This window comes from Shewanella sp. GutCb (assembly GCF_002836135.1).
Taxonomy (GTDB): Bacteria; Pseudomonadota; Gammaproteobacteria; order Enterobacterales; family Shewanellaceae; genus Shewanella.
Window position 1 is genome coordinate 43,914 of record NZ_PJBL01000017.1, and the last position, 12,668, is coordinate 56,581.

8 protein-coding genes are annotated in these 12,668 nt (G+C 43.9%); all 8 read right to left on the reverse strand.

From position 1 onward, the window contains the following. Positions 1 to 56 precede the first annotated feature (56 nt). The 8 genes from CXF86_RS09750 to caiB all read right to left on the reverse strand — a co-directional run bounded on the left by CXF86_RS09750 (position 57) and on the right by caiB (position 12,616). The gene (locus tag CXF86_RS09750; RefSeq protein ID WP_102038857.1) at positions 57 to 3,761 is read right to left on the reverse strand and encodes a response regulator; all 3,705 of its coding nucleotides are present in this window, start codon (positions 3,759 to 3,761) and stop codon (positions 57 to 59) included. Between the two features lie 713 nt (positions 3,762 to 4,474). After that, complete coding sequence (locus tag CXF86_RS09755) at positions 4,475 to 5,371, reverse strand: LysR substrate-binding domain-containing protein (RefSeq protein ID WP_101093465.1); 897 nt, start codon at positions 5,369 to 5,371, stop codon at positions 4,475 to 4,477. 462 nt (positions 5,372 to 5,833) lie between these two features. Beyond that, the gene (locus tag CXF86_RS09760; protein ID WP_102038858.1) at positions 5,834 to 6,784 is read right to left on the reverse strand and encodes an alpha/beta hydrolase; all 951 of its coding nucleotides are present in this window, start codon (positions 6,782 to 6,784) and stop codon (positions 5,834 to 5,836) included. Between the two features lie 288 nt (positions 6,785 to 7,072). Continuing rightward, positions 7,073 to 7,663 (reverse strand): carnitine operon protein CaiE, encoded by a 591-nt coding sequence (gene caiE, locus CXF86_RS09765; protein ID WP_102038859.1) that lies wholly within the window; start codon positions 7,661 to 7,663, stop codon positions 7,073 to 7,075. A gap of 278 nt (positions 7,664 to 7,941) precedes the next feature. Then, positions 7,942 to 8,793, reverse strand: coding sequence for a MaoC/PaaZ C-terminal domain-containing protein (locus CXF86_RS09770; protein WP_101089893.1), 852 nt, complete (start codon positions 8,791 to 8,793; stop codon positions 7,942 to 7,944). Between the two features lie 116 nt (positions 8,794 to 8,909). After that, positions 8,910 to 9,695, reverse strand: coding sequence for a crotonobetainyl-CoA hydratase (gene caiD, locus CXF86_RS09775; RefSeq protein WP_101089892.1), 786 nt, complete (start codon positions 9,693 to 9,695; stop codon positions 8,910 to 8,912). A 130-nt stretch (positions 9,696 to 9,825) separates the two neighbouring features. Beyond that, the gene (gene caiC, locus CXF86_RS09780) at positions 9,826 to 11,379 is read right to left on the reverse strand and encodes a crotonobetaine/carnitine-CoA ligase (RefSeq protein WP_102038860.1); all 1,554 of its coding nucleotides are present in this window, start codon (positions 11,377 to 11,379) and stop codon (positions 9,826 to 9,828) included. 10 nt (positions 11,380 to 11,389) lie between these two features. Further along, positions 11,390 to 12,616, reverse strand: a complete 1,227-nt coding sequence (caiB, locus tag CXF86_RS09785; RefSeq protein ID WP_102038861.1) for an L-carnitine CoA-transferase — start codon at positions 12,614 to 12,616, stop codon at positions 11,390 to 11,392. Between the last annotated feature and the right edge of the window lie 52 nt (positions 12,617 to 12,668).

The window sequence follows — 12,668 nt, forward strand, 5'->3', positions numbered from 1 at the left end:
AGCTTAATAAATAGGCTTGTACTATAGCAAGCCTATATGAAAAATTATCAAGCTAATCATGATTTTCGACCACATTCATTAATCCAATAACTGATGGTTTCAAATAACTCGTTGAGCACAATAGGTTTAGTGATATGTGCATTCATCCCTGCTGATAAACTCTTTTCTCTATCACCAGACATAGCGTGGGCCGTCATCGCGATAACGGGCAGCTCTGATGCAGGATAACGTTTACGCAGTTCTTTGGTGGCGGTTAAACCATCCATCACTGGCATCTGTATATCCATCAGAACAGCATCGTAGCTTGCCGCATCAATCATCTCTAAGGCGATTTGGCCATTTTCAGCCACATCTACCGTATAACCTGCACTCTTGAGTAGTTCAGTCGCAACCTGCTGATTAATAAAGTTATCTTCAACTAACAATATATAACCAGCATCTTTGTCTGATTCTTCTTCACTCGCCTCTGGTAGCGGATTTAGGCTTGGTTCGTCGGAGAATGCCGAGATTATTTCGTCAAACAAAGATGACGCTTTAAAGGGTTTTTGCAGCAATGCAAACACATTAGCACCTTCAATATCCTTATGCATCGGCTCCGCCGTATAGGCTGTCATCATGATGATCACAGGTCGCTTAGCCAACTTGCCTTCAGCCACCATGGCGTCGATCTCTTTAATCACCTCAATACCATCCATCTCGGGCATCATCCAATCAAGCAGCAGTAAATCGACCGGATTCTTGCTTAATTTATATAACCCTTCAGGGCCACTGGCGGCAGTATCAACAGAGAAGTGAAAATCTCGCATCACGCTTGAATAGATCTGCAACGCTGTCGGGTTATCGTCAATAACTAAGGTCTTCAAGCTGCCTACGGTTGCAGGCACCACAAATGGCAACACTTCCGCTTCTTCGGCAATCTCAAAGCTGATGGTGAAACTAAAGGTACTGCCTACCCCCATCTCACTTTCAACTTGCATGGTGCCACCCATCATTGACACTAAGTGCTTACTAATAGATAAGCCTAGTCCGGTCCCCCCGTACTTACGGGTGGTTGAACCATCAGCTTGGGCAAAGGCGTCAAACAAAATGGCTTGCTGCTCTTTACTAATCCCGATACCGGTATCACGTACCCAGAATTTAAGCGTAATGCGATGATCTCGCTCACCGACATCTTCACAGCCAAGCTCAATTTCACCTGACTGGGTGAACTTAACGGCGTTAGACAGCATGTTAATCAACACTTGCCCCAGACGCAGTGGATCGCCCTCAAGAATTAACCCCGCGGTGACCGGCGCATATAACAGTAGCTCGACACCCTTCTCTTGCGCTTTTAGCGCGTTAAGATCCAACGCATGGTCGAGCACCTTATCGAGTGGGAATGCGACCCGCTCTAGTTCAAGCTTACCGGCTTCAATCTTAGAAAAATCGAGAATGTCGTTGATGATCCGCAGCAATGAATGGGCTGAGAAACCGGCTTTTTCGAGGTAATCTTTCTGCTGAGCCGTTAGCGATGTGCGCTGCGCCAACTGCAACATACCAATAATCGCATTCATCGGTGTACGGATCTCGTGGCTCATGTTGGCCAAGAATTCACTCTTATAAAGGTTTGCCATTTCAGCGTCTTGCTTAGCTTCAAGCATGGCGCCTTCATTGCGCTTATGGCGGGTAATATCTTTATGGGTTCCGACCATACGCTTGGGTTGATTGGTCGCAGTAAACTCGACCACTCGACCACGCGATAGCAGCCAATGGTACTCACCATTTTTACCGAGCATTCTAAATTCAACATCATAAGTGCCCACGGGATTGCTCAGGTACTCATTACGATGTTCTTCTACCCGTAAACGGTCATCAGGGTGAATAAGTTCATCGATTGTAGAGACTAACGCAGGAAATTCATTACTCTTATAACCGAGCATTGAGTAATACGCTGGATTACAAATAATTTGCTCTGAATCTAGATACCAATCCCAGAGGCCATCCTCTACTGCGTCCATCGCAAGATGATAACGCTCTTCAGACAAACGTAACTGCTCAGCTGATTCATACTCGCGGGTAACATCACGCCATACTGCAATCAAACCTAACAGCTCATCCCGGCGGTTATAGAAGGGAATTTTTAACGTATCAAGCAGTACGGGTTTACCTGCCAGATCCACTTTTTCTTGGTAACGCAGTGGCACGCGATTGGCGAGGACGCGTTTATCTTCGGCGCGAATACGCACCGCTTGCTCGCTCGGGATGAGTGCATCAGCATACTGGCCTATGATCTCATTTTCGGTGTAACCAAGCATGCGCTCTGCAGATTTATTACAACCTAAATAACGACCCTCTTTATCTTTAAACACAATAGCTTCGGGGATCGAGTCCAGTAAGGAACGCAATAACGCATACTCTTGCTCACGTCGTTCAGTGGTCTCTTTGAGTCGCTCTGTACGCTGTGCAACTTGCTTGTCGAGTCGCCGGTTTTGTTCTGCTAGATGTCGGGTATATTGTTTGTTTTCTTCAAAAATCCGACTCACGAGCTGGAACCAGGGGGCCCAGCCTTCGGTGATCTTCTCCGGTGGCTTTATCGGCTCCGCCGAGCACTCTTCTAAGTGTGTGAGTAGCCGAGTGGCAGGGTTAACGAACGAGCGACGTGTCTGCCAATGCACAATCGTAACCAAAATGGATAACGCCATCACCACCAACACAAATGACAGTTCAAGTTTTTCCCATGAATCTTTAAACAGATCATCCACATCTTGCAGATACAGTAGTCGCCAAGGCGCATTATTTAACGCTACAGAGTGAATGTAATAGCCATTACGGATAATACCTTCATGGGCATCAAACAGTTCAGACTCTGGGATGGAGTGCAATTCAGAAGGGATCTTTTGGCTGATATGGTAAACCCGACTAAAGTCCGAGGTATCGATATCGCTATGGGACAAAATATTATTGTCCTGATCCAGTAAAATTACTGTACCAGGCATTTTAAAATAGAGACGGATCTGCTTGGCTAATGAAGATAAGGTCATATCTAAGTTGATTGATCCGATAAACTCATCTTCGAGATAAATAGGCACGCCTAGAGTGGTTAGCAAGCCCTTTTCAGCAGGCTCAACATAGGCCGGACTCCATGCAATACTGCGCTGCGGATTCATCGCTGGGGTGACTAACTGGAACTGTTTTTTATTGAGCAGTTCATCGCGAAAACGTTGATCATCCGATGGCCAAGGATAATAGGACATTATTCGACGTTTAGAGATGTAATAGATGGATGAGGCTTTGGGCGCGGCTTGCGTCGCAACAGGGAATGACAGCGATAACTCAAACAGCATTTCCAGTTCTTGATAGAACTTATCGCTGCGGCCGTTAAGAGAACCCGCACCGGTTATCCGCCCCATGCTGGTAAACGGTTCACCACTGTGGGCATAACTCGGTTCCAGTGTAAAAAACTGACCACTTTCGTTAAATTTTTCATACTGGGGTAAGCGGTCTTTACGCACCAGTTCACCCAACCTTAAATGGTCAATGGCGACATTACGCAAACTCTTTACCGCTCTAATACTCGATTCAAGCAACAGATCGATTTGTAGCACATGACGCTCAACAAGCTCTTCACGTTGCTCCATCACTTGTGTTTTTTGTCTTTCAAAAAAGAACCAAGCAGTCACCAAGGCCATGATAATTACACCGATGTAAGTGTAAAAAACTGCCCTACTATAATTTTTTTGTATCTGTGACTTTAGCTGAGGAGCCGGATCAGTCGGTTTCATTTACAACCCTTGGTAATGCTCAATCGAAATGTGTAATCGTGAGTGCCAATGCCTAAACAACGTTTATCTTGGCATGCTGGCCAATAGTATCAGGAAGATAGCTGATTGGAATACTCTATATTAGCCTAAAATGTAATTAATCAAACAAAAAAATGCCTATGCATATGAGTAAATTCCCAGCCTACACTTGCTGTATAAATCACGACGAGGAGTGAAGATTTAGATGGGATGTCTCGAACACATTTATTGAACGGCAACGCCCATTTTTCTCTGACATTGATAGCCTAAATCATTTAAAGAAAATGATATGGCCTGATCGTTTTATTTATCCTACGAGTAATTGTAGCTATTGATATCAACTGACAACACGTAATATTTATAAATGCAGCAATTGCCATAAAAAAACAATAAATAACAGTCGCTAAATGACTCCACGGCAGCCGTATTTCTTTTACAAAGGGTTTTGGCCTATCTCGTTTTAGCATTAGAAAAGTAATATTTCTACATTGAGAATGCACAAAATGATTGAGGTAAATTGGCAAAAGTACCTTTGATATAAGGCTGAGAACGGCTATGGAACATAAACATAGCTAATGGAGACTTTCTGGTGTGACAGAAATTGATGCTCTTCAGGTGCGTGGAAGAAAAAGGTACGAGATTTATCACTGTCCAAGTGATGGACAGTGTTTGGTATAAAACAAAGCTTCGCGGTATTACTTACTACTACCCACACGAGGATATTTGTCACAGATCCAATCAACGATTTTCATGATCCTTGCATCGCGCTGCTTCGATGCTTTATAGGCTATCGAATAATTAAAACCTGAATAACATGAAGGAAGATCTAATTTAACCAGGTTGCCCGAATCGATTTCAACCTTCAAGGTTTGTTCAACCCCCAGTACAACACCTTCTCCATATATCGCAGCTTGAACCGCTAGCATATTATGATTAAACACTAACTTCTTCTGAACGGAACTCATTTCGATACCGTTATCCCTGAACCAGCTATCCCAGTCCAGACCATAATCTTTATGTTTGGAAAATAACAAACAGTGATCATGTAAATTTTGCGACGTAATTTTTTTCGACTTTTCAAGATATTCAGGACTACAAAATGCAATAAGCGTCTCTTTAATAAGCGGCTTAAACACATAACCATCTTGCGACTCTCGAGTTACGATAAATATATCGGCAATCATATCGCTCATTTCGATGTCATTTTGAAACATGCCGACGTTAATATTCAACTCAGGATATTCCCTTCTCAACTTCTCCATATTTGGAACCAGCCATCTGGCCGCGAGAGAAGTATAGGAGTGCACCCTGACCTCACCAGACATCGTTGGAACCAGACTGGCACAGACACTATTCAAGTCATAGAAAACCGGAGACAGTCTCTGCCTCAGTTCAAGGCCTGCTTCAGTTAAGTTGATTTTTCCTGAATTCCGATAAAATAGCTTTTCTAAGAAGTAGTCTTCCAGCTGTTTAATCTGCTGCGATACAGCACTTTGAGTAATACTCAATTCATTAGCAGCAAGAGAGCAACTTTCTAATCTTGCGCAGGACTCAAAAATCTGAAGTGCTCTTAACGGAATATTATTATTCATAATTAACTAAATATCGAAAACCTTACAGGAGGTTATCATAAGATTTTACTTAAAAAATGTAATGACGCGCACAATAAAGTGTTACTCCATAGTTAAATGGAACGGGTTTTTTTAATAATAAGACTGGGATCACAAACACTACCTATAACGTGAACACTAAATATAAAAATAAATTTCAGTGCAATTTTAAAATATAACGACAATGATAATAAAAATCAAACAATAAGAATAAAGCCACTATAAATCAAAAGCTTAACCTTGAACAAAATATTTACCATCAACTATTGTCAAAATAACGCATACATCTTGGGTGTTTTTATTAAAATAAAACATTCATCAATATTTAAATTTTTCATTTGGTTAACAATCGTTCGTGAAAATACCCCGTAGAATTAAACAGGGCATTAATCAAATACACTTGTTCGAGAAGATTAGACAAAGTCTAATATACTGGTAATTAGACTATCCCAATATAACACTGAGATCTTGGCTGACTTCATCGAGAAATTCATCGGCTTGATCAAACACACCCAACATTTTTATGAAACCGTGAATGACGCCGCCATACATCTTATGTTTTACCAGCACACCGCATGCCTGAAGTTTTTGTGCATAATGACAGCCATCATCGCATAAGGGATCATACTCGGCGGTATAGATCAATGTCGGTGGTAACCCACTGTGGTCGGCAGCATCGAGGGGCGAGCAATAGGGATTTTTGGCATCGGTTTCGCTGCGTACATAGTGATTCCAGTAATATTTCATACTGGCTTGCTGGAGCAAATAACCTTCGGCATTGGCGACAGCCGAAGGCGTATGCCACCCGTACTGCACTGCTGGGTAAACCAATACCTGATATGCCAGCTTAGGTCCATTTTCATCACGCAGACGTAAACACACAGCAGCAGCAAGATTACCGCCCGCACTGTCACCTAAAATACCAATTCTATTCGCATCCAAGCCAAGTTGAGATGCATACTCAAAAACCCATTGTGTCGAGGCATAACAATCATCCATAGGGATAGGAAACTTGTGCTCCGGTGCCTTCTGGTAATTAATGGCAATGACAACAGCCCCAGTGCGATTAGCCAACGCTCGACTAAATGAATCATTGGTTTCGATGTTAGATACAACCCAACCACTGCCATGAATAAAGATAAGCCCAGGCTGCAACTCTCCCGTGTCTTCAACGCCTTCAGGACGATAGATACGAATGGGTAGGTCGGCCGTTGGCCCCGGAATAAAGCGATGTTCAACCGCAGAAACGCTTTCTGGTTTACGGCTTGGTGTTGCCGTGGCTAATGCGGTTAGATCGTCACGTCTGGACTGTGCCGGCGTCATATCCTCATAAGCTGGAGCACCCGAGTCACGCACCTTTTGCAAAAACTGTTCAACTTTTGGGTCGAGCGGCATAATCCTCTCCTTATCTCTAATGTATTCAATTGAAATTAGTATCTTATTCAAATGACATGTCCGCGCATTGGTAACATTTACATGTCGCCTAGATTCTTACCTAAACAATAAAAAGGTATGCCGCCTGGCCATCACTAACAGCTACAGAATCAAACAATGTGGGGATTGAAAATCATCAACTGACTCTGTTGAAATAGAACACTCCTCAGGCAGCATAAAAAATGTGACGCTTCGATAAGCGTATAACCTTGCTCAAATAAGCCAGAGTTAAAACCAGCCAAATTGACACTAACTTTTCGGCTGTACCTCGGTAGATCCTATTAAACGTGGACGATTAGCCTCAACCTGAGTCAACGGCTCGACCTCCTGCATCGATCTCGACGAGCGACCCGCTAATAGCTGATACTCTAAGGTATTGAGCCCTTTCCAATGCAAATCTTGCTCAGATACCTGCCGAATGACCTTAGCTGGCGAGCCAACCAGCAGTTGCCGCGGTTCGCCTTGAAAACTTCCTTTTACAAAGCTCATTGCACCAACAATACTGTCACACCCAATCACGGCACCATCCATCACCACCGCGTTCATGCCGACGAGGGCATTTCGCTTAATCACACAACCATGCAAAATGGCGCCATGACCGATATGACCGTCCTGCTCAACCACGGTATCCATACCAGCATAACCGTGCATGATGCAGCCATCTTGCAGATTGGAACCTTGCTCTAAAATCAGCCGACCATAATCACCACGCAACGATGCAGTTGGCCCAATATAGACATCTGCACCGACGATTACATCACCGATTAATACTGCAGTCGGGTGGACATAGGCACTGGGATCTACCACTGGCACTAAGCCTTCAAATTCATAACAGGGCATTACAATTACTCGCTCTATTTACTATCCATTTTATCAGCAACTTAAGCCTTTCAAGAACATAACAGGCCATACAAGTGACTCTCTTACATTGTGTAAGAAATTAGCGGTTAACTCTCTGCCTCAATAGACCCAAAAAATTAACGGATAATGTCTCTAATACCGACCCGATAACAGTGTGGTGAGCACTGAATATAAAGGTGCCATCGATATTCTTGGGAGCATTGCGCTCACCGAAAAACATGAACCGAGCGACTTTCCGCTCGGTAGCTCTATCTCGACTATTGCCACTCTACGAGGCCAAAGTTCAGATAGACCATCTCAGGATCGTTGGCATCCACCATTTTGAAGTGAATACAGTTATCGTCCCATCTCCAGATTTGGGTTTTCACTGTGCTGCCCGGATACAATGATTTGGTGAGACGGGTTTTAAAACGCGTCAGACGTTCAGGTTTGCCGGGAAACATGGCCTGAATAATGTGACAACAGGCAACACCAGCTGTGCTCACTCCATGCAGGTTTGGCTTAGGGTGACCAAATTCCTGAGCATACTCCCAGTCGACATGTTGGGGATGATCGTCACCAGATAGTCGGTAAATAAGCGCCTGGTTAAGTGGAATTGCTTGTTCAATTTCAAAATCAGGTGCTCGTTCAGGCATCTCAACGATATCTCTGGGCGCCTTAGGTCCACCGAAGCCACCGTCATAGAGGGCACAATCCCAGCTCTCGTTAGTAAAGAGTTTTGTACCAGCTTCATCGAAGGTTTCGCCGATATGTTGAGCGAGGCAGCCACGGCCTTCACCTCGATCAAACAGGCCTTTTAGCAACACTGTAGTGCTCAATTTCCCCGGACAGGTGGGTAATGGCTGATGAATATGGAGATCAAATCCCCAATGCAGAGATCCACCCCACTGGAAACCATAATCTATAGTCTTTGTCACCTCGGCGTCGACAATTTGTATTGCCGCAAACATAGGTAATACTTTTAAATTCTTTTCATACACATAATCTAAATCTGTTTTACCGTCACTTCCAGCACCACAACCCAGTGCAAACAACATGACATCTTTTTGTGTATATTCATTGATGAAGGGGCCGTATATTTGTCCCTGCATCTCTAATTTTAACGCCATTCGAAACTCCTTTTACAAACCAAGAAACACAACGCCTGACGGGCTATTTGAACTAATAACAGTGGGATCGGGATCACCTGATCCCACCGATTTATTTAAGGCTATTAATCGAAAGATTATCGGCCTTTCCAAACAGGGTCACGCTTCTCAGAAAAAGCGAGAGGTCCCTCTGACGCATCTTCTGAACGCAATACTGACGGATAATTTTTCAAGGTTGCGGTGCGGATATGACGATAGCCTTCTTCAACTGATAGCTCAGCCGTTTCGCGATATATTTCTTTAATTGCGGCAATGGCCAAAGGTGCGCCCTGAGCTATTTGCAGAGCCAATTCACGCGCGGTCTCCATCAGTTTATCGCTTTCAACCACGCGGTTAACGACGCCCCAACGAAGTGCTTCTTCGGCGCCCATACCACGGCCAGTCATCATCAACTCATTGACAATTGCAGGCGGTAACAATTTAGGCAGACGTAGCATTCCGCCGCTGTCAGGCACAATACCGAGTTTGGCTTCAGGCAAAGCAAAACTGGCATTCTCAGAACAAACAATCATGTCTGCCGCAAGCGCAAGTTCAAAACCACCACCGAATGCATAGCCATTTACCGCTGCGATGACAGGCTTGTCTAGATCAAAAATCTCGGTTAAACCCGCAAATCCACCTGGGCCAAAATCAGCATCTGGTGCTTCACCTTCGGCCGCGGCTTTCAGATCCCAACCAGCAGAGAAGAAACGTGCACCGGCACCGGTAATAATGGCGACGCGCAGTTCTGGGTCTTCACGAAATGCCAGGAAGGCTTCTCCCATCTCAAAACTGGTTTTGGCGTCAATGGCATTCGCCTTGGGTCTGTCCAAGGTAATTTCTAAAATACTGCCATTTCGGACGATGTGTAATGATTCGCTCATACTAATACTCCATTAGGAGTCATCAAAGATGACTCTCATTAAAAGATTAATTCAGTTATTGGATTTAATTAATTGGGTTTAATTAATTCGATATAATTCACTTTATTTAGCTGGAATTATTAAAACAAAGTCATGCAAGAAGTTTCTTGTCTACTTTACAAGTACACGTTCTTGGGAAGAACTTTCTTATTTCAACAATAGATGGAACTTTAAACTTAGCCATATTTTCAGAACAATAATTGAGTATATTATCGACACTCAATGACTCGCCCTCATTAAAAATAACGAAGGCTTTTACTGCTTCATCACGGATATGATCCGGAACACCGATAACCGCAGCATCGAGAATATAGGGATGAGACATCAGAACTTTTTCAATTTCACTACTTGAAATATTCTCTCCAGAGCGTTTAATCATATTTGTCTTTCTATCGACAAAATAAAATAATCCCCTTTCATCGACATATCCTTTATCTCCGGTGTAGAGCCAACCGTCAGCAGTCAAGACCTGTGCTGTCGCTTCTGGATCCTTATAGTACCCCTTGAGTATGGTTCTCCCGGGAACCCCTTTGACTCGCAGATCGCCAACAACATTTGGCGCAACTTCATCGCCATTAGCATCGGTGATCTTAGCGTCATAGGAGAGACCCGGTCTGCCGATGGACGGCCAGTGACGTTCTTCACCTGGCGTGTCACCGATTAAACCGACTAAGGTCTCAGTCATACCATAGGAATTAAACAACTCAATCTTGAATCGTTTTTCGAAATCTGACTTTTCCTGATCTGAAATATGCATAAAAAACAACATGTCACGAAGACAATGCTCGCGTTCATGGGGCATGACCGGCTGCAACATTAAAGTCCGAACTATCATCGGCATACTGTGGGTGATAGTGGCCTTATAATCGCAAACCTGCTTCCAAAACTTACGTGCACTGTACTTCTCAAGCATGACTAAACGCGCACCAACAGTAAACGCAGCCATAGCCGCATTGCACTGAAAGTCGATATGAAAGCTGGGCATCATAGTTAAATAGATGTCATCAGATCTCAAGTTTGTTTGCCAGGCTGTGTAATAACCCGCGAACAGAAGATTACAGTGAGTGATCTCCACTCCCTTAGGCCTGGAGGTTGTGCCAGAGGTACATAAAATTTCGACCACATCATCACTGCTTAATGGCACCATCTTGTCTAACTGACTAGATTGTTGGCTCATAAGCTTATCGAAATTAATCGCATTCGAAATATCTGTACTTATCGACCTTGCCACTAAGATATTAGTGACTAAATTATCGTCATCCTGCGCTATTCTTTTAAAAGTAGGCAGAAACTCCTCTTCAATAACCACCGCTTTTACATCACATTTATTAATGATGTAATTACACTCTCCATATACATATTGCGTATTAAGAGGAACGATAACAGCGCCAATTTTTGCTAACCCAAACCAACAGAATATAAATTGAGGGCTGTTATATAACTGTACAGCGACTTTATCCCCCTTATTAATACCTAACTGAAGGAATAAGTTTGCTGCCTTGTTAATTTCGTCATTCAGTGCACTATAAGTAAACTCTCGGACATCGCCAGCAGCATCCTCAAAAACTAATGCTGTGTTATCACTATATTTACGCGCACGCTCTTCCCACATGCATCTGATTGTTTTGCTACCAACGATATCCATTATCAATGCCTCACTTACTACCAGAGACTTTGGCCAAGCCTTTTTCACTTAAATTTTGAATTTCTTCATCCGAATAACCAATATCACTCAAGATATTCGCAGTATCCATACCGTGTTTCGGCATTCCGCGCCATATCTGACCAGGATTATTCTTGAATTTAGGCATCACGTTTGGCCCTTTGCAGGTCTTGCCATCAATGTTTTGCCACTCGGTAATAGACTCACGCGCCACATACTGTGGGTTAGTCTCGAGCTCAGGAACCGTCAACACTTTAGCGCTGGCGACTTTCAGCTCGGCAAATCTTGCTAACGCCTCTTCAATAGTGCGAGTCGCGAGATAGGCATCCAGACTATCTTCAACCTGCTGACCGAAAGGACATTCAACGCGATGGATCAGCTGAGTTCCTGCAGGGATCTCCTCTGTGCCAAATAGATGAGAAATATTCATATCCTTGAACATCTCTTCAATCTGCATTGCACCGACCAGCTCCATAACGATGTAGCCGTCCTTACAGGTGTACAGACCACAACCGGCATAATAAGGATCTTTACCTTTGGTCATACGCGGGCACATCTCACCACCGTTGAAGTGATCCATCATGAAGTACTGACCCATACGCAACATCACTTCATACATGGCGATGTCGATACTTTCGCCGACACCGGTTTCACGAACACGGTATAAGGCCGCCAAGGCTGAAGTGGTCGCAGTCATGCCTGAGAAGTAGTCAGCCGTATAAGGGAAAGCCGGCATAGGCTGGTCCTTGTCCCCGTTCTGGATAAGGTAGCCACTGAACGCCTGAGCAATCGTGTTGTAAGCAGGAAGATTAGTATACTCATCGGTGCCGTACTGGCCGAAACCTGACAGATGAGCAACAACCAATTTCTTGTTATGCTGCCACAAAACTTCGTCAGTGATACCGCGACGAGCGAAGGCGGGTCCTTTACTCGCTTCAATGAAGATATCAGTCGTTTCCATCAATTTTAGAAACGCATCCCGACCTTCATCTTTAAAGATGTTCAGAGACAAGGCATGTAGATTACGACGAGACAGCTCTGGATAGTTAGGCTGTACACGTATGGTGTCTGCATAAGCCACATTCTCAATCCAAATGACTTCAGCGCCCCACTCGGCAAGCATCTGGCCTGCAAAAGGCCCTGCGATTTCAATACCGGAAAATACAACTCGAACCCCTGCTAGCGGGCCGAACGTAGGAGTGGTTAATTTCTTTGACATATTACCCTTCTCTTTTATATTCAAACAAAGACTCTGCACGACGATACGTCGG